We start from the raw sequence: 26,063 nt of genomic DNA, 5'->3' as shown, positions 1-26,063 counted from the left end.
CCTCTACAATCTCAATGCCTTGCGAAAACCCTGTCGAGACATTCGAGCAGAAGCTCGCTCTCGAAGGGCTTCGCCAAAAGGCACACTGGACCGCACGCCAGCGCGGCATCAAGTGTGGATTTCTCCTGCAGGGCCGTCATCATGATGACGGGCAGCCCGCCGCGCCTTTCGCTCATGGTGCGGTTGAGCTCGATGCCGCTCATGCCTGACATGTGGATGTCCGTGATCAGGCAATCTGCTGTGTCGGCTTCCGCCGAGCGGAGAAACGCCTCGGCGTTGTCGAAGCCCGTCGCCTGATAATCCGACGCCTGGAGAAGGTCGACCAGCGCATTGAGCAGCGACTTGTCGTCGTCGACGACGGCAACCGAGATTTCAGCCACGAGCATATCCTATCCACTGGCACATGAATGGCAACATTAGCGATCTCAAAGACTTCTCGGAATCATACGATGGTTTATCCCGGCCGAAATCTGTCGCCTTGGCGCGGCCTCATGCTTCTGAACTTGGTTAGAGTTCTTCAAGAAGGGTGTGGCGCGCGCCGCGGTGCATTCGACAAATCCAATTTCAACAGGGAGCCGCCCGATCTGATCAAGGTCTGGTTCTAGAAGCGACTGCGGTTCACCGTGAGGCTTCTGCCGTCCGATTGCCGCGCATTAATTGGCGAGAGACCGCGCAGTTCCGAACTCGGCTCCACGCGGTCTGGCGAGACGGCTTCTTGCATCTTGCCCGCGGGTTTAAGCGAACATCCTGGCCGCGATCCTGGCGACATGCGCGCCCTGGAATCTTGCTCCGTCGAGCTCGATCGGAGAGGGTTGCCGGGAGCCGTCGGCACCCGCGATTGTCGACGCGCCATACGGAGACCCGCCTTTCACCTCTTCGACGCCGGTCTGCCCTGCGAACGCATACGGCAGCCCCACGACGACCATGCCATGGTGAAGCAGGGTCGGCACGAACCCGAGGATCGTGGTCTCCTGGCCGCCGTGCTGTGTTCCCGATGACGTGAAGACGGAGCCGATCTTGCCGACCAGTTTGCCCTGAGCCCAGAGGCCTCCCGTCTGGTCGATGAAGTGGCGCAACTGGGCGGTCACGGTGCCGAAGCGCGTGCCGGAGCCGAAGATGATCGCGTCGTATTGGTCGAGCTCCGAAGGTGACGCGACGGGCGCGGCCTGTTCGGTTTTGTAACCGCGCGAAACGCAGAATTCGTCCGAGAAAAGCTCGGGGACACGCTTCACGGCGACGTCAGCGCCTTCGGACCGCGCGCCATCGGTGACAGCGTGGGCCATAGTCTCGATGTGACCGTAGGCCGAATAGTAGAGAACGAGTATCTTTGCCATTTCAGTTTTCCTTTTTGTGCGGTCATGCGGCGGCGATCGCGGGTCTTTGCCGGCACGCCGTCACGTCTTGCAGTTGGGGGATGGGGTCGGTGTCGGCCGACCCTCTGGTGATCAGAGCGGCTGCGTCAGGAAGGAGCGGATGTAGGCGGCTGCCAGGTCGGGATACTGGTGCTGAGGACCGTGCCCCGTGCGGGGCAGGATCACGAGCTGGGCGCGCGGTATCTTGCGGACGAGCGGGAACCAGTTGTCGACCTTGGTGCTGGGATCGTTGGCTCCGCCGAGGACCAGCATCGGAACTGTCGATTTGGTGAGCGCGTCGCGGACACCTTCCTTGTCCTCGTGATACTTCTGGGCGGCGACGAAGAAGAGCTTGAACTCGTCCATGGTCGAGGGGATGTGTTCGGTCACGCCGGGTCGGGCGTAAATGCGATTGCGAGAGGCCTTGGCGGCGGCGAGGCTTTCCTTGAAGGCCGGATCGAAGAACAAGGTCTCTTCATCCTTGAGGTCGTTGACGGGCTTCACCGCAAGTTTGAACCAGTCTTCACGCATGCGGTGTTCGACTGCGCCTGGGGGATTTGTACCCATGAGGACAGCCCGGTCGACCAGTTCGGGATGCTTGACCAGGAAGACCTGGGCGAGAGCGCCGCCCCAGGACCAGCCGACGAGGTCGAACGTCTTGAGGTCCAGCGCCTTGGTGAAATCGGCCATTGTGTCGGCGACCACGGCCATGTCTGGCGTCAAGGTGCCGTCCGAATAGCCGACGCCGGGATAGTCGACGATGATGACGCGGTGACCCTTGGCTAGCGCGTCAAGGAAGGCCGGGTCCCAGGTGTCGAGAGTGCCGCGGAGGCGGTTGAACATGACGAGAGCGTTGCCGGCCCCGATGTCCCTGTAGCCAAGCTTCACGCCGTCAACTTCGACGAACTTTGTCTCGACCGTGGCGGCGGATTCGTTGGCGAAGGCCTGGGACGGCAGCCAGACGAGCAACATGAACAATGCGAATGCGTATTTCATTGACGTGATCCTTGGGTTTGGGCTGAGAAGGCCGCCGTCGTCCAGCGGGCATAGATGGAGGGCACGCAGCCCGCGGGAGGAACGGGCTGCGCGATGAGGGCGATCACGCGTGGCGGCGCGCGATTTCGACGCCCTTGGAATGGAAGTTTTCGACCTAGTGAGTGGACGAACTCAGGTATCGCGCCGCGGGCCTGTCGAGCGACAGGTGCGGACCAAGCTCGTGACGAGCGCTGTCGAGGGCCTTCCAAAGGTCCTCGTTGCCCAACGACGGGATGGTGACGACCTCGCCCGCGTCGAAACCCGCGAGCGCGGCGTCCACCATGTGTCCGGCGTCCATCATCATGCCAGCCGGGATCGCCGCTTCGTCGAAACCGGCGCGCTCGAAAATCTCTGTTCGCGTGAAGCCTGGCAACACGGCCTGTATCCGAACGCCCTTGGACTTCAACTCGACGTCCAGCGCCTGTGTCAGCGAAAGCACAAACGCTTTGCCTGCGGCATAGCTGCCATTGAACCGCTCGGGCATCAACGCCACGACGGACGCGATGTTGACGATCGCTCCCGAACCCTTCTGGGCGAAGGACTTCGCGGCCGCGGTCGTGAGAGCGTGCAGAACGTTGACGTTGAGATAGACCATGCGGTCCAGGTCGTCGTCGTTGGAACTCAGGACACTGCCGCTCGGTCCGATGCCAGCGCTGTTGACGATCAGTTCGATGTCCCGATCCTCGCGGATACGCTTGATGAGCAGGTCGAGGTCGCCACGCTTGCCAAGGTCGAGGGGCAGCGGGGTGGTGGCGACCGCGTACTTCCCGGTCAGGCGATTGGCGGCGTTACGCAGCCTTTCGTGGTCGCGAGCGACCACGATGAGGTCGTAACCGCGGGCGGCAAGCCTATCGGCATAGACAGCGCCGATGCCGGATGACGCCCCGGTGACGATTGCGATTGGTCTGGTCATGATGATCTCCTTGCTCGGTTCCAATCTGCGAATTTGGGGTCGTCACGCCGGACCACTGCGATCCCGCGTGACGACTTCAGGCGGCGTTGACGACAGCGAGCCGCTTCACCTTCGACATGTCCCGACGTGCGTGGCTCACCGCCCAGTCGAGCGCGAAGTCGGCGACCTCTTCCCAGCCTGCCTCGATGCAGGTGAAATGCGACCGGTCCTCGAAAATCTTGAGAGCCGTCTGGGAGGGCGCGCGCTTTTGCTTGTCGTAGATCGCCCTGGTCATGCTGGCGTCGGCGATCAAGTCACGTCCGCCGCCGATGAGGAGCAACGGAGCGCGATCGGGATTGTCCCAGTTGATTTTGCCGATGGACGAGAGGATGCCGTCCCAATAGACCTTGCCCGCCGTCGGCACGATGTAGCGGTCGTAGTAGTAGTCGACCTTGTCCCTCGGAAGCGCGTTGGCGAAGCGATTGGCGAAGAACTTGCGCGACATGTGCATCGTGCGGCCCCAGCTGCCCCACGAACCCAGGACCGGGAAAGCGGAGACGATCGAATGGATACCGAGCCGGACGCCCGTTGTCGGCGCGGGGTCGATGGCCACGCCTACAGCGCCGAGGCCGCGGTCCAGCAGAATCTGGGTCCAGACCGCGCCCGCGGAGTGCCCGATGAGGATCGGCGGCTCCGGAAGCTTCCGGATTTCCGCCTCGAAGTGGTCGACGATGCCCTTGACGCCGACAGTCTTGAGCATGGGATGCGGGTTGGCGCGGAGATCGGCCGGATCGCGGTCGTCAAACGGCCAGTTCGGGGCGACCACGGTATAGCCTCTGGCCTCGTAGCGGGCCTTGAAGCCCTCCCAACTCTTTGCGTTCAGCCAGGCTCCGTGGATGAGCATGATGGTCTTGGTCATCGGAATTCTCCTTGATCAAACTGATTGCGGAGCAGCGCCGTTCAGGCCGAGGTCTTGAAGAACGCCAGCAGGTCGGCGTTGATCACGTCGGGATGGGTGGTGCACATGCCGTGCGGCAGGCCCGCATAGGTCTTGAGCGTGCCGTTCTTGAGCAGCTTGGCCGACAGCGGCGCGGAATCGGCATAGGGTACGATCTGGTCGTCGTCGCCGTGCATGACGAGTAAGGGCAGTTCGATCGTCTTGAGGTCCTCGGTGAAGTCTGTCTCCGAAAAGGCCTTGATGCAATCGTAGTGCGCCTTGGCACCACCCATCATGCCCTGACGCCACCAATTCTGGATCACGCCTTCCGAGACCTGAGCACCGGGACGGTTGAAGCCGTAGAACGGGCCGGCGGGCACGTCGCGGAAGAACTGGGCGCGGTTGGCGATCAGCGCGGCGCGAAAACCGTCGAAGACCTCGATCGGCAGACCGCCAGGGTTCTTCTCGGACTTCACCATGACCGGCGGGACGGCACCAATGATGACGGCCTTGGAGACGCGGCCCGGCTTGGAGCGGGCGACGTAATGGACGACCTCGCCGCCACCCGTGGAGTGGCCGACATGAATGGCGTTCTTCAGGTCGAGCTTTTCGGCCAGCGCCGCGACGTCGGCGGCATAGGTGTCCATCTCGTTGCCCGTGTCGGTCTGGGTCGAACGGCCATGGCCACGGCGGTCATGGGCGATGACGCGGAAGCCCTTCTCGAGGAAGAACATCATCTGGTTGTCCCAGTCGTCGGCCGACAGCGGCCAGCCATGGTGGAAGACGATCGGCTGGGCGTCGCGCGGACCCCAATCCTTGTAGAAGATTTCGGTGCCGTCGTTCGTGGTGATGGTGGACATGATGAAGTTCCCTTGCTCGGTTGTGTTTGCTGCGTTGGCGGCCGGAGCCATTTTCGGAAGAGCCGCGACGGCGAGCGCCGTGGCTCCCCCGAGAAGCAGGTCGCGCCGGGTCGTGGTGATCGAAGGATGTGTGATCGTGGTGGCGTTCATGTTCGTCTCCTTGGCGGCGTGAATGCCTCTGTTCGACGAGATGAAGCTTGGCCGACCGGGCCGTGTAACGCGAGTAAAGGGTCGTAAATCGGTGATAATCGAAGTTCGTTTCAAATCCGGCCCATAAGAAAGGGACCGGGCATCGAGCCAGGTCCCTTCAGACATCTCAGCAATGGTGGATCAGGCGGCTACAAACCGATAGGCGTCGCCCTTCCGTTCGGCGTAACCGACGCCGGGATACGTCCAATGATATCCCAGGAGCTTGAGCTTCTCGCTGGCGGCGCGGTCGAGGAGATCGAGGCGGTTCTTGAGCGCCAGCTCGGCGTCGGTGTCGAAACCGAAATGCCATTGCGGATGCGCAAAGAAGATGACGTCGTTGGTGCAGGCATCGCCCGTGATGATCAGGTTGTCGCGCCCGGCGAGCTCGACGGAAATGTGTCCCGGCGTATGGCCCGGGGTGTTGATGATGGACATGCCGGGCACGATCTCGTCGCCCTCCTTCACCCGCGTGATGCGACCCTCGACGGCAAACAGGTCACGCTGTGCGCCCTTGGCGAATCCGTGAAGCACGGCCGGCCGCCGAGATTCGAAATCCTTGTCCGTCCAGAAATCCCATTCGGCCTGGCCAACATAGTATTGAGCGTTGGGATAGAGAACCTTGCCGTCCGCAGTCGTTGTCGCGCCCGAGTGGTCAGGATGGGCATGGGTGAACACCACCCTGGTGATCGAGGCCAGATCGACGCCCGCCGCCGTCAGATTGTCCGCAAGCCGCCCGGTGCTCGGCTGGAAGTTGCCGCCCGCGCCGTTGTCGATCAGCATCAGTTCGCTTCCGTACCGGATCAACGGTACATTGGCCTGGACCTGCGCGCCCGTCATGTCGCCGCCTAGCGAGGCCAGGATCGGCGCGCGAACCTCCGGCGATGCGTCGGGCAGCAAGACGTCTGCCGACAGCGTGAGGAAACCGTCGCTGAACACCGAGATGTCGAAATCGCCATGGGCGAAACGATGGGTGTTCGTGGCGTAGGCGGGAACGCCCGCAGCGCCAGCAAGTGCCGCGCCCGCGGCAAGCGAGAGGAATTCCCTTCGATTGGGCTGAAAACCGGTCATCGACGTGTCTCCGTGGAATGGATGAGGCACGGCGATTGTGGGGTCACGCCCGCGTAGGGGCGAGTGAATGCTTGTAAATCACTGCGAAGGGAAACCGCGCCGTCACGCCGTCAGTTGGCGAAGCCAATCGAGATCGGTTGCCGAAGTCCGGATGATTGTGGAAGGCTGCGGGCCGTGGTCCGGCTGCAGCCCATCGGGAATCACGACAGTCTTGCCATGATCGAGGAACGCGCGCATGAGCCCGGAGGCGGGTCCGAGATCGGCCGCGTCGATCGGAAAGAACACCGCCATGTCGAAATCGTTGATGACGATCTGATCGATACCCAGCGCCTCGGCTATGTCGCTGCGGGCGGTGTGATCGGCGAGGAAGCCCGCGATGACCGGATCATCCGAGAACTGCCGCATATGCCCGGCGACCAGCGGAAACCCGCCTCCGTCGCATGCGAAGACAGCCTCTGCTCCCGCGTGTCGAAGCTCGACATAGGCCATGGCGACACCACGCGCCAATTCTCGGTCCGGCGTGCCCGAAGAATTTTCGCCGTCCAAGACGAGAAGGATTCTGGGTTGAACGGTCGCCATGCCACTGCCTCTGTTGTCCAAAGGCTATTCGGGCGCGAGGTGGCGGGCCAGTGAGGAGTTGTAAATCAGTGTAAATGCGGCCGATCAATGCAACGCGCGACGATCGGGCCGTGCCGCGTCCGTCTTGGGCGGTCCAGTGAATTCGACGTTGTCGGCGGGGCCAGAGCTTTTTGGTATCTTCGAAACATCAAGGGATACCCGGCATTCCCATGCGACAGCGCCTTGGAAGATCGCTTCGTCCCCAGCGGCTTTGAACCATTTGTGTGCAGCCGCGGCACCGTTTGTCCCGCCCTCTTCGTAGGCTAACAGCCCTTTCACGCGGAGCAGCTCGGGTCTGCACCACCGCTCGCCAGAGGATTCACCATGGGCAAGCGCTTGGTCAATGACCTCGTGCGCCTCTGCGAAGCGTCCCAAGGAGGCGAGCGCTCTCGCCTCCAACGCCTGGAAATACGTCCTGAACAGATTGAAGCCCGCGTGATCGAGGACCGCCATGCTCCTGCGCAACGAAGCGAGGCATTCCTCGGCACTCCCTTCCAGAAATCTCAGCTCTGCTTCGAAGCAGTTCGCGTAAGAGTGCCAGACGTCCAGGGACAGGGACTTGGTGTGATCCTTGAGGAGCGCGATGTAATCCTTGGCGAGGTCGATGCGACCTTCCAGAAGGGCAAGTGGGCAGGCCGCTTCGGCAAGGACGTTGGTCAACGACAGCTCATGACCGATCGAGATCGCATGTTCGACGTTTGCCTGGGCTTCGGTCAAGGCGGCGTCCCCGTCGCCGAGCATCCAAAGATCGCGTGCAAGAATTATCCTCGCGGTGATACGCTGATCGAACTGAAAGCGGGTCGTCTGCCCGGAGGGCAAAGCATCGTACTCGCCTATCATCTGCTCCAGGAGTTCGCGGGACTGCTCGTGGCGGCCGAGCCAATGCAATGTGGCTCCCCTTATGCGTTTCGCCACCACCGTGTCGACCGGATCGGTCGATCCCGCAGCGACGCTCGCGAACTTGTCGGCGAATTCGAGACCAAGTTGTGGTTCCGCACGGTTTATGGCGTCCACCCACATCGCCCAGATCGCGCGCAGTTGATAATCGACATCGCCGAGGCTCTCCGCGATCCGAAGCGCGGCTGTCCAGGCGTCGACACCTTTCTCCGGCACGTCTGTCGACCGCATCTGTGGCCAACCGAGCGCCGTGTAGAGCTTCATTCTTCGTCGTTCGTCGAGGTCAGGATGGGCATCGAGATAGGCGATGGCCTTTGTGACGGAGGTCAGACATTCGTCCAGCAGGGACAGCCGGAAGAACAGGGGCAGCGCGGCGACGGTTAATCTGACGCCCACCAGCTCGTCGCTGCCGGGTTCGAACGCCCATTCGAGCGCGAGTCTCAGGCTGGCGACATGCTGGGCGAAATCTTCCGGCCAGTCCTCGGTTGACGCAGAATAGAGCTCCTGCTCGCTGATCTCGAAGAGTTCGCAAAGATACTCGGCGAGCCGCGCAATGGTTGCCGGATAGCGGCCACTCTCAAGCAACTTCTCGGCGGCGTAGAGCCGTGTCGTGTCGAGGAGCCGATAACGTGTCGTGTCTGATAGCGCTTCGGCGACCACCAGCGACTTCGAAACGAGGCCCTCGACGACGTCGTCGGGATCATCCAGCACCGCCGAAGCGGCGTCGGCCGTGAACCAGCCGCGGAAGATCGACAGCTGCTGAAGGGCTGTTTGCTCCTCGGGCGTGAGGACGAAGTAACTCCAGTCCAGCGTGGCGCGCAGGGTTTGGTGTCGCAGGAGCGCGGTGCGCCTGCCCCGGCTCAGAACCCGGAAACTGTCTTTCAAGGACGACGAGAGCGCCTTGGCAGACATCGTGTCCATGCGTGCCGCGGCCAGCTCTATGGCCAATGCGATGCCGTCGAGTTGCTGGCAAAGCTCCACGACGTGGACGACGTCGTCGTCCGTAAGCTTGTAGCCGCCGCGGCAGGCGGCGGCGCGCTCCACGAACAACTGTACCGCTGACGACGCCAGCGCTTCGGCGACACTTGCAGTCGCCTCCGGAAGGTCGAGTGGGCTAAGGCGGCGAACCCATTCGCCGGCCGCGCGCAGCGGTTCGCGGCTTGTCGCGAGGAACCTCGGCGTCGATGTGCGGTCCAGGAGGAACTCAACGAAGAGCGCCGCCTCGTCGACGACATGCTCGCAGCTGTCGAGGACGATCACGATATCGCGTCCTTCCAGCGTCTGGGCAATGTCCGCGTCGATGTTCTCGCTTCGCGCGAGGATTTCGAGCTTCGACGCCACTTCCGTCGAGATGAGTTCGCCCGAACTCAATTCGGCGAGATCGACCCAGACGACCTCGGCGGACGTCCGCTGCAGCAAGGCGCGAGCCACGGTGGACTTGCCGATCCCGCCTGGTCCCACAATGGTGATGAGCCGGGCGTCCGGAAGCTGCTCCGACAAAGCCTCGATGACGTTGGCCCGTCCGAAGACCTTCGAATTGGTACGGCGCTCCGACGGAACGGCACGCAGCGGGACGGGCGCGCGCGCCTCCGAAGGTGCGGCCGACTTTCGAGTCACCTCGGCAATGAAGGTGTATCCGCGCCCGGGCACGTTGGTAATGTAGACCGGCTCCCGCTTGGTGTCGCCGAGCGCGCGGCGGATCGCCGAGATATGGACACGCAGGTTCGTCTCGTCGACGAAGGTGTCGGGCCACGCGTGGCGTATGATCTCGGCGTTGGTCAGGAGCTTCCCGGCATGGGAGGTCAGGCAGGCCAGGATGTCGACGGCGCGGCTTCCGAGCGCCACAGGGCTGCCGGCTCGCGTCAGCGTGCGCCTTCCAGCCCTCAGAACGAACTCGCCGAAATGGACCTCGTCTTCCACGATCTGTCTTCCTCGCGTCGATCATGACGATAGTCAATTCGGGGCTCACTTCCAATCATACGATGGCATGATCGAGCTTCTTGCGAACACCCTGCGGTTACCTCGGCTCGTTTGGGATTCAAGGTCCTGAGGCGAAGCCGGAGGACCGTCGCGGGCATCGCGTTCCGCGCTTCCCGATTTGCAAGAAGGGCCGAACATGCCCGGATCGGTCGCGCCCGAGCCCGGTCACGTCGCGGCTGCGACGCTCTGGCGCAGAAAGGGCAATCTGATCAACGGACGTAGAAGATGTAGTTGCCGTTAAGGGCTCTCTTCCGTGAGATGATGTGGCGGATGGGAACGCCGCGTGCCAGAAGCTTACGGCCCAAGGCAGGGTCGGCGTCGATCTCGCGCTGAAGTGCTGCGACCTTCGCCTTTGTCGCCATTGTCTTGATGAAGGCCTTTTCTGCCTTGTTCGTGATTTCGCTCAGGTAGATGACCGAGAAGGGCGTGGGCCGCCGAACGTTGGAATCGACGTCGCCTGCGAAGACGGACGCTGCGAATGAAGCGAGGACGCCGAAGAAGGCGATCGCCAATGTTTTCTTCTGCATGGAACTCTCCGTTGAAAGGGCGCTCAGCGCCGTGTCGTTGCGGAGAGATCATTCCAGAGCGTGGGATGCATCGCCATTATACGCCCCGTCATGACGGACCTACAAAGGTTTAGTTAAGCGGCGAAGTGAGTGAGGCAAGCGGTTACCGGAGTACCCCAGGTGGATCAAGTAGACCAAACGGCCGGAATGCGCCATTAGCGGTCATCGCTGTCACGTCGATAGAAACAAAGGGCGGCTCACGCCGCCCTCCCGAGGTTACTCGGCGGGTGCCATCGCGGCCTTGCCGCTGCGGAGGCCGATCAGCGCCAGCACGGCTCCCGCCGCAGCGACGACAGCCGCTCCGGAGAACGCGGCCTTGAAGCCGGGGAGAAGGTCCGCCGCTTCGGCCGAACCGGATTGATTGGCAGCCGCCACGGCCACCATCGCGGCAAGGCCCACCGCCGATCCCACCTGGTAGGTCGTGTTGATCAGACCAGACGCAAGTCCGGTCTCCTCCGGCCGCGCGCCCGAGACGCCGACCATCGTCGCCGGAATGTAGGCCAGGGACATGCCGAAGGCCGCGAGCAGCGATGCTGGCAAAACGTCGGCCACAAAGTCCCCGTCAGCGGGCAAGCGCGAAAGCATGACCAGCACGGCCGCCAAGACTGAAAGACCGACGACTAGAATGGTCTTGGGGCCGACGAGCGCGATGAACTTGCCTGACAAGCCCACCATCAGGCCATGATGGCCACCGTCATCGGCACCAGCGCCAAGCCGCCTTCCCATGCGGAGTAGCCAAGGGTCTAACGCCCCAGTAGCTGAGATTGAACTGGATCAGTCGATCCTCGCCCTGCGTAGCCTCAAAGGGTTTGCGATTGAGCTGACTGACGACAGCGCCATCACTGCGGCGGCAATGATCGGGGGGAGAAGCAGGCCAAATGCGGGATGGAGCACCCCAGCGCCGATCCTGCCGCGTTGTTAACGCGGGCCAAGGAAAGCTGCTGGTTAGTGTTGCTAATGGTCGCATGCGAAAGGTCTCGCGCGTTGAGCAGTCCCTCCCTAGAATTTGCGCTCTAGCAAAATCCGCCAACGTACTCGGTCCATGGCATGCACCAACTGCACCGCGGGCGCATAACCGGCAAGCTGTTCGACACGTGGTGCCCAGCGGGTGAGTGGAAGCAAGACCTCGAATCTCCATTTCGCGGTGACTAAGTCCAATGGCCGGAGTTATTCGGTATGGCCCAGGGGTTCAGGCGACGACCCGATCACGGGTGCCTTGCCGCGAACCTCGGATACGGGTTAGCGGATTGGAGTTTTATCGTACAAGCACATGTTAATACTGCTTTCAGAGTAATGACTTAATATCGTTTCTGTAGCAAGGCATGATGCCGCTGGCCGCCCATGTGCAGGGGCATTAACGTCGCATTGGATCGTACATGGCACTGAGCTCCCGACTGCGTTTGCGCCTCCTCGCTGTCCTGGCCACGTGCCTCTTTATCCTCTCGACGCTCGCAAGCCTTGCGTATGTGGTTTCAAACGCAATCGGGTCGATGGCCTTGTCGGCGGACCAAATGGATGATGCACGCGCCCTAACTGCCACCACGGGAGCACTTTCTGCTCTAAAAAAGCAGCTGGGCGCTACGGTTCGTGACAATGCCTACTGGGACGATGCCTACAAGAGTCTAAATGGTGATGGGGCCGCGGAATGGGCAACAGAGAACTGGGGGGCGACGACGGAGGACTATCCGCTTTACGATACCGCCTTGGTAATCAATCCCGACGGCAGTTCCTTGATTGCTTACCACAAAGGCGTTTCGATTAGCGATTCGGATGTCGACAGGTTCCTTCTAGGAAACCTCGGGGATGTCGTGGCCGCCGCGCGCCGATCTGGAATTACGGCAGAAAACCTGTCGGTCGGGTTTGTAAAAACCAGCAGTGGGGTGGCTCTGATCGGCGCTGCAGCTGTCCAGCCTTCACAGGAGGATGCCACCTTCGACATTCGAAAGGCGAAGGTCCTCGTCTATTCCAAGCAGTTAACTTCGAGTGTTGTGGCCGAAATCGCTGAGACCTTCAGCATTGAGGGTCTCTTGTTGACTGAAGCGCCTGGCGAACCTTCCATTCTCCATGCCGATATCGTAGACATCAAAGGCCGCAAGATTGCCAGCATGACATGGCCACCTATTCATCCGGGAACCGCGAGCTATCATCGAGTCCGCCCCGCCTTTCTTCTTTCGGCATTAGTCCTTTTGGTCCTACTTGGAGCCGTAGCGGCGTGTGGCTTCGTCGTCTTCCGCGTCCTACGAAACGGCGAGCGCGTGGCCAACCATAAGGCGAAGCATGATGCGCTGACAGGCCTGTTGAATCGTGCAGGATGCCTTGAGCGGCTTGAGATGGCTCTTTCCATTAGAAGCAAGTCCCCGGCGACCCTCCACATTCTTGATTTGGACGGTTTCAAACCCGTCAATGATGCGTGGGGGCATCTGGTCGGGGACAGGCTCATACAGGATGTAGCCGACAGACTTGTTGCGAGCCTCCCATCGACCGCCTCTGTGGCGCGCCTCGGCGGCGATGAATTCGCCGTGATCGGAGACGCGCCTATGCTCGAGACGGACCCGAGCTCGCTCGCTGACTTCATACTCGCGGCGTTGAAGCCACCATTCAATATCGACGGCAGGATCATCGAGATTGGCGGCAGCGTCGGCTCGGCCCAGGCAGAGGCTGGAGTGACTGACAGCGTCGAGCTCTTGAGAAGGGCCGACCTTGCCCTCTATCGGGCAAAGGACCTCGGACGCGGCGTGGCGGTTGGGTTTGAACCTTCGTTGGATGAAGATGCTGGAAGGAACTCCGAACTCGAGCAAGAGCTGCGACATGGTATTGCAAATAAAGAAATTCGCGTCGTGTTCCAGCCGCTAGTCGATGCGTCAACGCGGGAAGTGACGGGGGTCGAGGCGCTTGCTAGATGGACCAGTCCAACTCGGGGACCTGTTTCGCCGGAGATATTCATAAGGGTCGCTGAGAAGGCGGGTCTTATCGACCAGCTCGGCTTTCAGGTTCTAAGGCTGGCCATTCTAGAAGGGGTGCGCTGGCCCGGGATCGGAGTCGCGGTCAACGTCTCGCCACTGCAATTGAGAAATCCAGACTTCTGTCGTCAGGTCCGAGATATACTCGCGAAATCCGGCTTCGACCCGGCGCGACTGACCATTGAGGTAACGGAGAGCGCCCTCATCTCGAATCCTGATCAGGCGAAGCGGGCATTCAACGGTTTGCGTGAGGCGGCGGTGAAGATTGCGCTCGACGATTTCGGCTGCGGCTATGCCAGCATCGGAACGCTCCGCGAATTCGGATTTGACAGCATGAAGGTCGACCGCTCGCTTGTCATTGGGCTACACCAGGATAACAATGGAGGGGCCATACTTCAGGCGACCGTAGCACTCGCGAACGCCCTGCACCTGCCGGTCACCGCCGAAGGCATCGAAACCGAGGAACAGGCGACGGCAGTTAGATTGTGCGGCTGCGACAAACTCCAGGGATTTCTGTTCAGCAAACCCGTCACAGCCGACGAGATCACGGCAAAGTATTTCGCGCACCTGCTTGTACGGTCTGCCTGAGAATCCATTCACCAAACGCTGTCGCTTGAACCACGTTAGTTGCGGTATTGATTGACAAGCGTGATCGCCGTTCCGGGCGTGCCCGTGATGACGATTGTCTTCCATTTTCGCCTCCTCGCCGCGTCAGGCCTTCGGCCGAACGGCTTCGAACAGATAGGGCTTGCCTGACAGGGGCACGGCGACCACATCGTAGCTCGCGGAAGGATCGTCGCCCATCCCGAGCGAACCCGAGGGCATGCCCGGGACGGCGAGGCCTTTGACCGGTGGCCGCTCCGCAAGAAGCTTGCGCACGGACGAGAGCGGCACATGGCCTTCGAGGAAGTAGCCATCGATCTCGGCGGTGTGGCAGCCCTCAAGTTCTGCGGGAACACCAAGGTGGGCCTTGATCGGCGCGAGGTCCCCGAGGTCGTTGAGCTGGACGTCGAATCCGGCGTTCTGCATCGCCTCTGCCCAGAGATGGCAGCAGCCGCAGTTCGGGTCCTTGTGGACCGTCATGACGGTCGGGGAGGCTGAGGTGGGCTTTGCAAGAACGGCCAGCAGGAGCGCCGAGACGCTCCCCGCCAGAAACTGTCTGCGGTCGGTTTTCATGGTCGTTTCCTTCCCTGATGAAGCGTCCGGGCGGCACGGTCGTGATAGACCATGCCGCCACGCGTTCATTTGACTTCGGTCACCGTGATCTTGCCGTTCACCCGATCGGCCGAGAACTCGATGTCGGACCCTGCCTTCAACTTTGCGGCGTCGACGCCCTCGCCAATGCGGAACACCATGGTCATGGCGGGCATGTCGAGGCTCTTGAGTTCCTCGTGGATGATCGTGACCTTCCCGGCCTTTTCATCCAGCTTCTTGACCTTGCCCTTAGTAAATTCGGCCGCGAAGCCGAAGGTCGCCGAAAGGGCGATGGAAAGGGTGATAGCGATGAGCTTTCTCATGATCGTGTTGCTCCTTTAGGTGTCACTTCTCTGCGACGGTGACGTCACCATGCATGCCGGCGTCGTAGTGGCCGGGAACGAGGCAGGCGAACTTGAATTCTCCGTCCTTGGAAAACTGCCAGATGATCTCGCCCGCCTTACCAGGCGCAAGACGGATTGCATTTGGATCGTCGTGTTCCATCTCCGGGAACTTCTCCATCAGCGCCTTGTGTTCGATGACTTCCTTGTGCCCATCGAGCACGAATTCGTGATCCAGTTCGCCGACATTGTGGATCGAAAGGCGCACGGTCTGCCCCTTGCGCACCTTGATGGCGGCCGGCTCGAAGACCATCCTGCCGTCGTCCGTTTCCTTCATCGTGATCTTGATGGTCTCGGTCACCTGCGCCGCCTTGCCGGGCTTGCCGACGACCAGTTCGTCGTGGTGTCCGCCCTCATGCGTGCCGGATGCCAATGCGGCGAATGCGAATGCCGATAGTGCCAATGCGATGATCTGCGTCTTCATGGATTGTCCTTTCAGTGATGGTCTTTGTGGGAGGAATTCGTCGTCGCGCCGTCCTTCGGCGTTACCTTGGTCTTTGCGTCCTCGGCTTTGGCATGATCGGGCAACGATCCCGTCCACTCCCAAGCTTGGGTGCCGGGCGGGTTTTCGTACCAGCCCGGATCGCTGTAATCGTCGGCCGAGATGCCCTCGCGGACCTTCACCACCGAGAACATTCCACCCATCTCGATCGGGCCGTGCGGGCCCCAGCCCGTCATCATCGGCACGGTGTTGTCAGGGAGTTCCATCTCCATCTCGCCCATGTCGGCCATGCCCTTGGTACCCATGGGCATGTATTCGGGCTGGAGCTTCTTGATCTTTTCACTGACCTTGCTCTTGTCGACGCCGATGAAGGTCGGCACGTCGTGGCCCATGGCGTTCATGGTGTGGTGCGACTTGTGGCAGTGGATCGCCCAGTCGCCGAGATACTTGGCGTCGAACTCGTAAGCCCGCATCGCTCCAACAGGGATATCGATCGACACTTCAGGCCAGCGCGCCTCAGGCCGCACCCAGCCGCCGTCTGTGCAGGTCACCTCGAAGTCGTAGCCATGCATGTGGATCGGATGGTTCGTCATGGTGAGATTGCCCACCCGAACGCGCACACGGTCATTCTTCGAAACAACGAGCGGATCAATTCCGGGAAACACCCGGCTGTTCCAGGTCCAGATATTGAAGTCCGTCATTGTCATCACCTTCGGCACATAGGTGCCGGGATCGATGTCGTATCCCGAAAGCAGGAAAACGAAATCCCGATCCACGGGCATGAACTTCGGGTCCTTGGGATGAATGACGAAGAAGCCCATCATGCCCATCGCCATCTGCACCATCTCGTCGGAATGCGGGTGGTACATGAAGGTCCCTGATTTCACGAGGTCGAACTCGTAGACGAAGGTCTTACCGACAGGGATATGCGGCTGGCTCAGCCCGCCGACGCCGTCCATGCCCGAGGGCAGGATCATCCCGTGCCAATGCACCGTAGTGTGTTCGGGCAACTTGTTGGTCACGAAGATGCGAACCCGATCGCCTTCTACCGCCTCGATGGTCGGTCCGGGCGACTGGCCGTTGTAACCCCAGAGGTTGGCAGTCATACCCTCCGCCATCTCGCGCTGGACAGGTTCGGCGACGAGGTGGAACTCCTTGATGCCGTTGTTCATGCGGAAGGGCAGAGTCCAGCCATTCAAGGTGACCACGGGCTGGTAATCCGGCCCCGAAGGCGGATGGAGCGGCCCCTGGGTCGAGGCCTTGTCCATGAGGGCTGCCTCCGGCAATCCCATATTGGTGGTGGAGGCCCAGGCAGAACTGGAGACCAGTGCCGCGCCCGCGCCGAGGATTTGTCTTCTTGAGAACATCTCTGATCCTTCCCTAATGTCCGCCGGGGGCGTTGGACGGCGCGGCGGATGCAGCCTCGGCCGGGGCCGAACCTGCGCCGCCGCCATAGACGGCGGCCGTCAGGTTTGCCGCCGCGAGCCAGAAGTCGCGCTTGGCGTTGATGGAGAGTTGCTGGGCGTTGACCTTGTCCCGGGTGTCGGCCAGAAGCTCGAATGTGTTGGTGATCATGCCGTTATAGGTCAGCAATGACTGCTGCTCGATCGTCGTCCTTAGCGGCACGACGCTGTTGCGATAGAGCCGGGCGATGTCATGGCTGGACCGATAGGCCTCATAGGCAGACCGCGACTCCGAGCGGACGTTGACCGCCTTTTCCGCGAGCTGGTTGGCGGCCCGCATGTAGGCAAGCTCGGCCTTGCGCATCCGCGCCTTGCCGCTGTCGAAGATCGGGATGACGAACTCCAACTCCTTGGAATAGGTCGTCTCCTTCCTGATCTTGCCGTCCTCCTTCTCGCGCTCGGTCTCGAAGCCCGAGACGATCTCGAGGTCGGTGACGAAACGGGTCGCTTCCGTCAGACCGTAGGCTTTGGCGTTCGCCTCCAGTTCCAACTTTGCCACCTGGAGATCGACGCGGTTGGCAAGCGCCTGCGCCTCGATGACATCGGTCGTGATGAGCTTTTTCGGCAACGAAGGAAGTCGGTTGGGAAGCTTGTAGGCAGCATCGTTCCCCCAGAGACCCATCAGGCGCGTGAGTTCCTCCTTGGACAACCGCTCGGCCAAGCGCGCCTGTGCGGCCTGGCCCGCCAGTTCGGCGTTGAAGGCGTGCTCCCGCGCCTGGGAGGCCTTCGTCATTGAGCCGGCCTTGCCAAGCTCCTGCGCAAGTTCGGAGGCCGCGTCTGCGGCGATCTGCGCCTGGCCCAGTTGCACGACGATCTCGCGCGCCGCGACCGCGTTGATCCATGCCCGCCGCGTATTGGCGGCCAGTTCGAGCGTCTTGATCGCGGCGTTGAGCTGCGCCTGCTCGAAACGGACCTTGGCGACCTTGATCGTCTTCTCCCGCGTGGCTAGCGCCAGGAGGTTGACGGCGAGCGTCGCTTCGATCGCCCGGTAGGCTTCAAGGCCTGGCGTGCCGAGCCCTACCGAAGCGGTCGGATTGACGAACATCGTCGATTGCCAGACGTCGGCCCCGGCGTCGCCGAGATCGGCATAAGCCGCCTGAAGGCCCTTGTTGTTGAGGAGAGCGATCTGCACAGCCGTCTCGGCGTCGAGGGTCTTGGACGTCGCCAACAGCGTCTTGACCCGCGCTTGGGTCTTTTCGGCCTGGGCGCGGCTCTGGACCCAAACGGTATCTTTGGCGAGGACGGCCGTCTTATCGCCGACGGTGGTGAACCCGGCATCATCAGCCGAGAACTCGGCTCCGGTCGTGCATCCGGCGAGCAGGATCACGGCGGCCAATCCGCCGATAGTAAGGGAGGGCTTCATGAAGCATCTCCCCCATCGGAGGAGAGGTCCTCGTTGAGCTTTTTCCATGGCTCAGGTTCGACCGGAACACGCGCCGTGTAGGCTACGGGACTGTGATGATGGCTCGATTTTGCCTCTATGGACGGGTCAGCCGGGTCACGGTAGGACGTAACCTCGGGTGGCTTTGTGGCTGCGCATCCGGCCAGCAGAACTGGCAGGGCGGCCACCATTAACAGGTGTTTCATGGATGGATTCCGAACATGAACTGAGGTTCGGTCGCGAACGACCGCCTTCAGCCGCGGATGCGGCCGTCAATCATGTACGGGAACAGGGGGGCCGAATAAGTCCTATTGGGTCGGCGAAAACCAGCAGGTCGTTCGAGTATTCCAGCGCCGCCGAGACTCTGGCGACTCGGAACTCAGGCGCATCATCGACGACGGCCATGTTCAGGCAGAAGTTCGAGCAGCAGTCTTGTTTGGACGTGTTCTCGTGATGGTCGGCCGTCCGTTCGCCATGGTCGTGAACCGCTTCGGCCGCGTCATGCGAATGGGCGGCATGCGCATCGGCGGAGGCCGCCTTCTGGGCGTAGCTCGCGGCAAAGTCGCCATGCATCGCAAAGCTCACAGTCGGCAACATGTAACCCGCCAGCGAGGCGACCAGGGCCAGCCGGAGAAAGAACATCAGCCTATGGGCGGCGATTGCGATCACGAGTTCGGTTTCCTTGACCGTCTGCATACAGAACGATTTGCGGTCCGCCGTCAAGCGAAAGCCCAATCGACAACCATTACCACCTCGTAAGCCTTCCAACACTGGCAAGGTCAAGGGGCTTTTCAACGCGCAGTTTCTCAGCTCGACATTTCAGGGTTCGGAACTCTCACCACATGGCCTGTGTTGATGCAGGACAAGGCGGATCGGGGCCCATGGGCTACCGTCCGGCCCCGAGGCGCAACTTGCGCCCATCAAGGAGACATCACCATGAGAACCAAGCTCGCCATCCTTTCCGGAGCTGTAGCATTCCTGGGACTCGCCTTGGTCCAAGCCCAGGCTCAGGAAGCAGCCATGCCCGGGAAATGCAGCAGCGCCGCCTCTGAAATGAACATGCCCATGGGCAAGATGATGGACATGCCGATGGGAGCTATGATGGAGCAGATGCACGGCATCGAGCTCACCGACTTCAACAAGAGCTACATGGAAGGCATGCGCAAGACCATGCCGCCGATGATGCAGGCGATGATGGCTGGTGACCCCGACATCGCGTTCGTTTGCGGCATGATCGCTCATCACATGGGAGCGATTGAAATGTCCAAGACCTTACTCTCGTATGGCAAGAACGATGAGGCCAAAGCGATGGCAAAGAAGATCATCGACGCTCAGCTCAATGAGATCGAGGAGATGTCGAAGTGGGTCGAGACGAACGCAAAGTGATCTGATCTTCTCGTCCTGGGATGCTCGCCACAGATCAGCGGAACATGATCTCACGGACAGCGACCACCACCAGGATCGCTCCTGCCAGGGCCTCGACCGTTTTGGTCGCGCCAGCGATCAGCTTTGGGTGTCGGGACAACAGTTTGGCAACTCGTTGACGGAAGACGATGGCAGTGAGCGCCGTGGCCGACAGCGTGACGGCGACGCCGATCATCATCACGGCGGCGAACATGACGCCCGCGATCGGAACGCCCCGCGCCATGGCGAAGCTCATCACGAACAGCGTCAGCGGACACGGGACAAGCCCCGCCATGACACCGACGGAAAGGCCTTCGCCATCGCCGTGAGTGTGCGGTGGACGGAAAAGCGCGCTCCACAGCATCCAGAGACCGATCAAGCCGAGCAGCCCCCGGCTGAGGTTCTCCAGTATCGGGGCGTCGCCCGCACTGCCGAGCATTCGCGATACGAGAGGCAGCGAAAACCAGGCGATGAGGACTGCGGTCGTGACATGGACGAAGGAAAGCGTCAGGGACACGGCGAGACCTCGACCCAGTCCGGCTGAGGACCCCGTCAGGTAGGTGGCGAGGAGCGCCTTGCTATGGCCCGGCGTCATCGCGTGAACCGCGCCGAACACGACGCCGAGCGGCAGGAAGGCGAGGAAGGCGGACCAGCTGCCACCTGCGGCAAACGCCTTTATGTGCTCGGCGAGCGCCAGATAGATGTCCCTTTGGATGTCGATCAGCGCTTGGAACACGAGCTCTACAACTCCTTGCGAGTTCGCCTAACCCGGGAATCAGGGCCTCACTGCGATGTTTCGACGGCAGGAGCCGGGCCATGGTGCCCTGCCTCCAATCCACGCCAACCCTGCACCCCAACATAAAGGCCGACCGCGATGATGAGCAGGCTCGACACATAGGGCGCTCGCCGGGCGACCGTCTCGAACCAGGAGATGCGTTTGGTGGCGTGCCGCACGCTCAGCGCCGCGAGCGCCCCCACGGTGACCAGCGTGATGGCAAGCCCGATCGAGAAGCAGAGCACCAGCACGAAGCCGAGACTGAACTGCTTGAGCTGGATGCAGAGGAGCAACACGGTGATCGCCGCCGGGCAAGGGATCAGGCCACCTGTCAGGCCGAAGAGAACGATCTGCCAGTTTGTCACCTTCCGGTCGGCAAAGCGGCGGCGGATATCGTTGGCGTGCGCCAGTTCGTGCGCATCCTGGTAGCCGTCGGTGGCGACTTCGAGACCGCGAAGTTCCTCGTGGATGTGGTCGTGGCCGTGATCATGACCCTCGGTGAAAGCGAGATCGTAGTCGTGGCTATGTCCGCCGTGTCCGAGGTTGAGCCGCGCCATGAATTCGTGCGGCTCGGGGATTTCGTCGACCGACTCCATGAAGCCGTCGCGCTCGACGAAAATGAAGGACTGCATCGCGCCATCCGGGCGTTCGATGGTCAGGGTGACGTCGGCGGCGCGCCAGCCATGGCCTCGCTCGTTTCGGATACGCCAGCGCGGCGGAACGCCATCCTCGAATACCTCGACCGCGACAACGCCATGTCCCGTATCGATCCGTCGGATGTCTTCTCCATGACCGTGATGGCGCGCATGGGAATGCGAGTGGTCGCCATGGTGTCCGTCATAGGAATGCCCGGCCGCAGCTTTGGCGGCCTGCTGGTCACGCCACGTTTGCCGGAACATCCAGAGCGCCACGCCGATGATGATGACCGCCGAAGCAAGCTGGAAATACGGCTCGATTTCTTCGGCGTCGATGCCTTGCCAGATATACATGCCGACGAGCGCGATGCCCCAGACGATCGCCGTGTGCGACACGGTGGCCGCTAGTCCGAGCATGACCGCCTGCGTCACGGTTCCCCGGATCGCGACGATGAAGGCCGCCATCATGGTTTTCGAATGGCCCGGCTCAAGGCCGTGGAGTGCGCCAAGCAGGATGGCTGACGGAATGAACAGCCATGCATGGGCGGTGCTCTGCTGGAGCAGTTCGGCGAAACCAGGCATCGGCAAACTCACAGATACTTCGTGATCGTCTTGAACTCGTCCATGGAAGCTCGCTGGGCGCGACCTTCCTTTCCGACAGCATCCTCAAGACAATGATCGATATGATCCTGGATCAGTGCACGCTTGGCTGTCGAGATCGCCTTCTCGACGGCGTGCAACTGCTGGGCGATGTCGACGCAAGCGCGGTGCTCCTCCATCATAGCGATGACGCTGCGGAGGTGGCCCTCAGCTCGCTTGAGCCGTTTGGCGATTTCCGGATGGCTTTCATGGATATGGTCTGTCATGCGCTTGACCTATCCCCCTGGAGTGGATTAGTCAACGCGCTAGCATTCGTTCGGATTTCAAGGAAACAGCCTCGCCCATGCTATTGTGGGATAGTATTCGTGCTCCCTCACGGGATCGACTCTCAACCCCGGCGCTCCCGCGCCACAATGATGGTGTGCCCTTGCGAACTTGCCTGGCGGCCCTACTTATGATCGCGGTAATGTTTCTTCCCTTGAGCGGGCTGGGACATGGCCCCCTCGATCATGGACCGTCGTTTGCATTCGCTCTTGCCGAGCACGACGAGGACCACGGGCATAGCCACGACATCGATGCAGAGGACTTCGAATCGTTTTCTGGCGAGGCCGACCATCACCACGCTGACCACACCCACGAGAAGGCGAGCACGCCGCCAGGGTTGGGTCAGGTCGTCATGAAGTCCTCATCTGCCGCCTTCACGCTCGGGCAGGATGACGCCCGCGCCGGCCGTCTCTACGCAATAGATAGACCACCGAGACCTTCCTCGCTCGTCTGAACCGCCGCGCTCGCGGCAACTCAACGAACGACAAGGTATTCTCATGCGACCGATCCACGGACGGGGTAGCGACGCCATGCGGCTCGCGCTCCTACCGATGCTCGCGATTCTCCTGATGCTCTTCACCGCCGGACTGGCTTCTGCACATGCGGTTGCCGAAGGCGACAAGGGCTATATCCAGGAAATCTCGGGCATCCACATCCTGCCCTTCATCTATCTCGGAGCCAAGCACATGGTGACGGGATACGACCATCTGCTGTTCCTGTTCGGGGTGATCTTCTTCCTCTACAGGCTCAAGCACATCGCGATCTATGTCAGCCTGTTCGCGATCGGGCACTCGACCACGATGCTGCTCGGCGTGTATTTCGGCTGGAACGTCAGCGCTTACCTGATCGACGCCATCATCGGGCTGTCGGTCGTCTACAAGGCGCTCGACAATCTCGGAGCTTTCAAGGTCTGGTTCGGCCATCAGCCCGACACCAAGCTCGCGACCCTGATCTTCGGCTTCTTCCACGGCCTTGGTCTGGCAACCAAAATCCTCGAATACGACATCGCGCAGGACGGGCTGATCCCGAACCTGCTCGCCTTCAATGTCGGGGTCGAGATCGGCCAGTTGATCGCGCTTGCCATCATCCTCATCGCCATGAGCTACTGGCGGAAGACATCGAGCTTCCTCCGACACGCCTACACCGCCAACGTCATCATGATGACCGCCGGCTTCGTGCTGATCGGCTACCAGCTAACCGGCTATTTCGTCTCCTAATCCCCCAGCAAAGGAACTCGACATGTTCAATTCCAACGCGCCTTCCAAGGACGACCTTCCCACCTCCCGCCAGTTGGCGATCTCGACCGTCAGCGCCGCGGCCGCCGCGGTGGTTATCCTCGCCACCATCGTCCTGCCGTCAGAATACGGCATCGACCCAACCGGGGCCGGAAAGGTCCTGGGGCTCACCGAGATGGGCGAGATCAAGGCCCAACTCGCCGAAGAAGCCGAAGCGGACCGCGTCCAGCAGATGGAGGCTCCGGCGAAAACCGATCTTCCCAAGGATCAGGGCACAAGCCTGATGGAAACTATCGGGAGCTTCTTCATCTCCTCCGCTCATGCTCAGGAGGCGTGGAAGAAGGAGATGACGGTGACGCTCGCGCCCGGCGAGTCCACGGAGATCAAGCTCGAGATGAAGGCTGGCGCGAAAGCCACGTATTCCTGGACTGCGGAAGGCGGCACACTGAACTACGATCTCCACGCCGACGGTGATGGCTCCACGACGAGCTACAAGAAGGGCCGCGCGCAACCCGGCGACGAAGGCGAGTTTGAAGCCGCCTTCGACGGATGGCACGGCTGGTTCTGGCGAAACCGGAGCGATGCCGACGTCACGCTCACCATCAAGGCTTCGGGCGACTTCGCCGAGATGAAGAAGATGTAGTTGATACGGTGGCGGCCCGCCCATTCCCGGCGGGCCGCTCCCATATGCCCGCAACCACCGCCGTGAACGGTCCAAACCCGCGTCCGCCATCTCGCCGGGGCCCGTTATGCCTTTTGTACGCCAACGTTCCCTCCGATCCCAACACCACCCGATGTTTGACTGGTTTCGGCAAATCACTGCTCAAGTCCGAATTCACCGCGCGTGACGAAGCTGGCCGCGTTGCCCTCCATAGCCAAGTGCGGTTTCACTCCCGGTGGAAGGCACCACCAAGGACGTAAAATTGAGAATTTACAGATGCCTGCCCACCGAGACCAGGCAGCCAATCATGGATATGACCACCCCCGATGCGCGGCCTTGAGAATGGAATGCGGTCGCCGAACGGGGCAGGACCGACGCCAGTGCATTTGACCTTCACCTCGGTGGTTGCGCTCCAGATCGGCGGGCGATGGCACTTCGTCGAAACGGCGGATCAAGCGCGCCAATGCCTCCGCGACGAGTTTGACGGGCACGATGGTCCTTCGTTTCAACGTGCCTTGAGCACGTGCGAGGCGGTCTTTGCCGGACTCGTGCCTGCCGATGGCTTGCAAGCCGCTTTCACGGTCGCCGCAATGGAAGCCGGATACCCATTCGAGGTCCATGACAGAGACCAGTCGCTTTTAGAGCGGCGGGTGGCTGCAGAAGCGGAGAACGCACTCACCGACATGTTCTTGCGTCCAGAGGATTGAATCGGCTTGGCCTGGACGTCGAAGGGAACCGGCCGAACAAGCTCCGCTGGGTCATATGTAGGCGACATTAAGCGGAAGTTTGCGGCCGGGTATCGCCACCGCCTTGGAATCATGCCACGCGGCCAACGTTCCAGCCGACCGTGCGGCGAACTTCACGTCTTCCGAGACGACAAGGGTCGCACCGACTGATTTGGACACGACTTGAAGACGCTGCGCGACGTTCACGACGTCACCGAGGACCGTGTACTCGCTGTGGCATCCAGCTTCGAGGACCCCGGCCATCGCGGTTCCCGCATGCAGCCCGATGCCCGCCTTGAGCGCTGGTCGTCCCGCGGCCACTTCGCGCTTCCGCCAGCGATCGAGTTCGTCCACGAGCTCCAGCGCGCAGGCCATGGCCCGGTCGTCATCGTCCTCCCGGGGAGCCGGATGTCCGAACACAGCCATCACACCGTCGCCGAGGAATTTGTCGACAGCGCCGCCGTGCCGGACGACCGCCGCCGATACGATGTCCCGAAACTCGGAAAGCATGTGGCGCAGTTGTTCGGGAAAAGCGGACTCCGCGAAACTCGTAAAACCTCTCAGATCGACGAACATGACGGCCACCTGACGGCGCTCGAGCTGGAGGTCGCCGCCGCCTGCAAGCTGGTCGACGACCGCCGGAGAGAAGAACCGCGCGAGATTGCTCCCGCGCCGTTGGGCGGCCTCCGCGGCCGTCGCTGTTTCGGTATGCTGGCGCACGATGACATGGACGGCAAGCGCGGTGACGCCGAAGCTGAGCGCAAGCCCCAGTTCACGTTGGACTTCGGGATCGAACAGGGCTTCGGACAGTCCAAGTCCCGTGTTGGCGACGGCTGCCGCGATGATGGCGATCCAGCCGAGAAAGACCACCGACGAAAAGCGACCGACGAGCTTCGCGTCGGACGTGAGCGCGGCGTTTATCAGCAGGACGAAGACGACGACCAAGCCCGGCGGCGTCAGAGCGCGGCCGTGGTCCAACGGCCCCTGCGCGGCGTGCATGCAGAGCATGAGCAGGATGGCGACCGCATCGGCGAGCACGAACAGCGGTTGCCGCCATGCGGCGTCGGGACGCCTGGCGGCGACAAGCAGTGAAAGCAGCGTCACGATCAGATATCCGACGATGAGCGCGGTGTGGACAGTGCTTCTCTGATAGGTGCCGATCACGAAGTTGCCGACCAGAACCGCGACGGCGGCCAAACGCAAGAGCTCGCCGCCGAGCAACCGTATGCGAAGCCCATCGCCTGGTACGGCGCGCGCATGTGCGGCGTGGTGCGCCGAATGATTGGACATATCTATCCCCTGTCCGGTGTGGTGCCTATGAATGCCGTCTGGGTGCGTGAGGATGGAAGACCTGCCGAGGGCTTGAACCTGGATCGGCTGCGCACCGAGCAGCTGCTGTGGCGTCGAGATACTAGGGCCGTGACCCTTGTATCGCTCCATCTTCCTTCATGCGCAAACGGATCGCGCGG

The 26,063-nt window shown here is 61.5% G+C and carries 27 protein-coding genes and 1 pseudogene; 6 read left to right on the top strand and 22 right to left on the bottom strand.

The window, feature by feature from the left end:
• Window positions 1-11: 11 nt before the first annotated feature.
• The 12 genes and pseudogenes from OCK01_RS06010 to OCK01_RS05955 all read right to left on the bottom strand — a co-directional run.
• Window positions 12-380 carry a response regulator transcription factor gene (locus OCK01_RS06010; protein WP_263823109.1) on the bottom strand — a complete coding sequence of 123 codons (369 nt, stop codon included), beginning with the start codon at window positions 378-380 and terminating at the stop codon, window positions 12-14.
• 354 nt (window positions 381-734) lie between these two features.
• Window positions 735-1,334, bottom strand: a complete 600-nt coding sequence (wrbA, locus tag OCK01_RS06005) for an NAD(P)H:quinone oxidoreductase (protein ID WP_263823108.1) — start codon at window positions 1,332-1,334, stop codon at window positions 735-737.
• Between the two features lie 111 nt (window positions 1,335-1,445).
• Window positions 1,446-2,348 (bottom strand): alpha/beta fold hydrolase, encoded by a 903-nt coding sequence (locus OCK01_RS06000; protein ID WP_263823107.1) that lies wholly within the window; start codon window positions 2,346-2,348, stop codon window positions 1,446-1,448.
• 154 nt (window positions 2,349-2,502) lie between these two features.
• A complete protein-coding gene (locus OCK01_RS05995) occupies window positions 2,503-3,300 on the bottom strand; it encodes an SDR family NAD(P)-dependent oxidoreductase (RefSeq protein WP_263823106.1) in 798 nt (265 codons plus the stop codon).
• Between the two features lie 76 nt (window positions 3,301-3,376).
• A complete protein-coding gene (locus OCK01_RS05990) occupies window positions 3,377-4,198 on the bottom strand; it encodes an alpha/beta hydrolase (RefSeq protein ID WP_263823105.1) in 822 nt (273 codons plus the stop codon).
• Window positions 4,199-4,239: 41 nt separating this feature from the next.
• The gene (locus OCK01_RS05985) at window positions 4,240-5,076 is read right to left on the bottom strand and encodes an alpha/beta fold hydrolase (RefSeq protein WP_263823173.1); all 837 of its coding nucleotides are present in this window, start codon (window positions 5,074-5,076) and stop codon (window positions 4,240-4,242) included.
• 330 nt (window positions 5,077-5,406) lie between these two features.
• The gene (locus OCK01_RS05980) at window positions 5,407-6,333 is read right to left on the bottom strand and encodes an MBL fold metallo-hydrolase (RefSeq protein WP_263823104.1); all 927 of its coding nucleotides are present in this window, start codon (window positions 6,331-6,333) and stop codon (window positions 5,407-5,409) included.
• Window positions 6,334-6,435: 102 nt separating this feature from the next.
• Complete coding sequence (locus OCK01_RS05975) at window positions 6,436-6,822, bottom strand: hypothetical protein (RefSeq protein ID WP_263823103.1); 387 nt, start codon at window positions 6,820-6,822, stop codon at window positions 6,436-6,438.
• A 174-nt stretch (window positions 6,823-6,996) separates the two neighbouring features.
• Window positions 6,997-9,768, bottom strand: coding sequence for an ATP-binding protein (locus OCK01_RS05970; protein WP_263823102.1), 2,772 nt, complete (start codon window positions 9,766-9,768; stop codon window positions 6,997-6,999).
• A 269-nt stretch (window positions 9,769-10,037) separates the two neighbouring features.
• Window positions 10,038-10,355 (bottom strand): hypothetical protein, encoded by a 318-nt coding sequence (locus OCK01_RS05965; RefSeq protein WP_263823101.1) that lies wholly within the window; start codon window positions 10,353-10,355, stop codon window positions 10,038-10,040.
• Window positions 10,356-10,610: 255 nt separating this feature from the next.
• The gene (locus tag OCK01_RS05960; RefSeq protein WP_263823100.1) at window positions 10,611-11,120 is read right to left on the bottom strand and encodes an MFS transporter; all 510 of its coding nucleotides are present in this window, start codon (window positions 11,118-11,120) and stop codon (window positions 10,611-10,613) included.
• Window positions 11,121-11,168: 48 nt separating this feature from the next.
• Window positions 11,169-11,392 (bottom strand): annotated as a pseudogene (locus OCK01_RS05955) (haloacid dehalogenase); the annotation flags it as partial.
• Window positions 11,393-11,770: 378 nt separating this feature from the next.
• Between OCK01_RS05955 and OCK01_RS05950 the strand changes: the two are divergent.
• The gene (locus OCK01_RS05950) at window positions 11,771-13,942 is read left to right on the top strand and encodes a putative bifunctional diguanylate cyclase/phosphodiesterase (protein WP_263823099.1); all 2,172 of its coding nucleotides are present in this window, start codon (window positions 11,771-11,773) and stop codon (window positions 13,940-13,942) included.
• Between the two features lie 123 nt (window positions 13,943-14,065).
• Here the strand turns inward: OCK01_RS05950 and OCK01_RS05945 are convergent, their stop codons facing one another.
• The 6 genes from OCK01_RS05945 to OCK01_RS05920 all read right to left on the bottom strand — a co-directional run bounded on the left by OCK01_RS05945 (window position 14,066) and on the right by OCK01_RS05920 (window position 19,018).
• Window positions 14,066-14,530, bottom strand: a complete 465-nt coding sequence (locus OCK01_RS05945) for a DUF411 domain-containing protein (protein ID WP_263823098.1) — start codon at window positions 14,528-14,530, stop codon at window positions 14,066-14,068.
• 65 nt (window positions 14,531-14,595) lie between these two features.
• Window positions 14,596-14,871, bottom strand: a complete 276-nt coding sequence (locus OCK01_RS05940; RefSeq protein ID WP_263823097.1) for a copper-binding protein — start codon at window positions 14,869-14,871, stop codon at window positions 14,596-14,598.
• 22 nt (window positions 14,872-14,893) lie between these two features.
• On the bottom strand, window positions 14,894-15,373 hold the full coding sequence (locus OCK01_RS05935) for a plastocyanin/azurin family copper-binding protein (protein WP_263823096.1): 480 nt from the start codon (window positions 15,371-15,373) through the stop codon (window positions 14,894-14,896).
• An 11-nt stretch (window positions 15,374-15,384) separates the two neighbouring features.
• Window positions 15,385-16,758 (bottom strand): multicopper oxidase family protein, encoded by a 1,374-nt coding sequence (locus tag OCK01_RS05930; protein WP_263823095.1) that lies wholly within the window; start codon window positions 16,756-16,758, stop codon window positions 15,385-15,387.
• Window positions 16,759-16,771: 13 nt separating this feature from the next.
• On the bottom strand, window positions 16,772-18,217 hold the full coding sequence (locus OCK01_RS05925; RefSeq protein WP_263823094.1) for a TolC family protein: 1,446 nt from the start codon (window positions 18,215-18,217) through the stop codon (window positions 16,772-16,774).
• 294 nt (window positions 18,218-18,511) lie between these two features.
• Complete coding sequence (locus OCK01_RS05920; RefSeq protein ID WP_263823093.1) at window positions 18,512-19,018, bottom strand: hypothetical protein; 507 nt, start codon at window positions 19,016-19,018, stop codon at window positions 18,512-18,514.
• A 153-nt stretch (window positions 19,019-19,171) separates the two neighbouring features.
• Between OCK01_RS05920 and OCK01_RS05915 the strand changes: the two genes are divergently transcribed.
• The gene (locus tag OCK01_RS05915) at window positions 19,172-19,621 is read left to right on the top strand and encodes a DUF305 domain-containing protein (protein ID WP_263823092.1); all 450 of its coding nucleotides are present in this window, start codon (window positions 19,172-19,174) and stop codon (window positions 19,619-19,621) included.
• Window positions 19,622-19,655: 34 nt separating this feature from the next.
• Here the strand turns inward: OCK01_RS05915 and OCK01_RS05910 are convergent, their stop codons facing one another.
• From OCK01_RS05910 to OCK01_RS05900, 3 genes are read right to left on the bottom strand one after another with little or no spacing between them, the layout of a single operon-like run.
• Window positions 19,656-20,375, bottom strand: coding sequence for a nickel/cobalt transporter (locus OCK01_RS05910; protein WP_263823091.1), 720 nt, complete (start codon window positions 20,373-20,375; stop codon window positions 19,656-19,658).
• 47 nt (window positions 20,376-20,422) lie between these two features.
• On the bottom strand, window positions 20,423-21,631 hold the full coding sequence (locus OCK01_RS05905; RefSeq protein ID WP_263823090.1) for a nickel/cobalt efflux transporter: 1,209 nt from the start codon (window positions 21,629-21,631) through the stop codon (window positions 20,423-20,425).
• Window positions 21,632-21,639: 8 nt separating this feature from the next.
• Window positions 21,640-21,915, bottom strand: a complete 276-nt coding sequence (locus tag OCK01_RS05900) for a metal-sensing transcriptional repressor (protein ID WP_263823089.1) — start codon at window positions 21,913-21,915, stop codon at window positions 21,640-21,642.
• A gap of 188 nt (window positions 21,916-22,103) precedes the next feature.
• Here OCK01_RS05900 and OCK01_RS05895 point away from each other — a divergent pair, with 188 nt between their 5' ends.
• From OCK01_RS05895 to OCK01_RS05880, 4 genes are all read left to right on the top strand, one after another.
• A complete protein-coding gene (locus OCK01_RS05895) occupies window positions 22,104-22,427 on the top strand; it encodes a hypothetical protein (RefSeq protein ID WP_263823088.1) in 324 nt (107 codons plus the stop codon).
• A 97-nt stretch (window positions 22,428-22,524) separates the two neighbouring features.
• Complete coding sequence (locus OCK01_RS05890; protein ID WP_263823172.1) at window positions 22,525-23,190, top strand: HupE/UreJ family protein; 666 nt, start codon at window positions 22,525-22,527, stop codon at window positions 23,188-23,190.
• A gap of 22 nt (window positions 23,191-23,212) precedes the next feature.
• Window positions 23,213-23,851, top strand: a complete 639-nt coding sequence (locus OCK01_RS05885) for a transmembrane anchor protein (RefSeq protein ID WP_263823087.1) — start codon at window positions 23,213-23,215, stop codon at window positions 23,849-23,851.
• A 398-nt stretch (window positions 23,852-24,249) separates the two neighbouring features.
• Window positions 24,250-24,576 carry a DUF982 domain-containing protein gene (locus OCK01_RS05880; RefSeq protein WP_263823086.1) on the top strand — a complete coding sequence of 109 codons (327 nt, stop codon included), beginning with the start codon at window positions 24,250-24,252 and terminating at the stop codon, window positions 24,574-24,576.
• Window positions 24,577-24,627: 51 nt separating this feature from the next.
• On the opposite strand, the gene OCK01_RS05875 is transcribed toward OCK01_RS05880, so the two are convergent.
• Window positions 24,628-25,884: an adenylate/guanylate cyclase domain-containing protein gene (locus OCK01_RS05875; protein WP_263823085.1), complete on the bottom strand. Its 1,257-nt coding sequence runs from the start codon at window positions 25,882-25,884 to the stop codon at window positions 24,628-24,630.
• Between the last annotated feature and the right edge of the window lie 179 nt (window positions 25,885-26,063).

This window comes from Rhizobium sp. TRM95796 (assembly GCF_025779995.1).
GTDB lineage: Bacteria > Pseudomonadota > Alphaproteobacteria > Rhizobiales > Rhizobiaceae > Rhizobium_E.
Note: the sequence above shows the minus strand (reverse complement) of the source record. Positions and strands in the feature narration are given on the sequence as shown.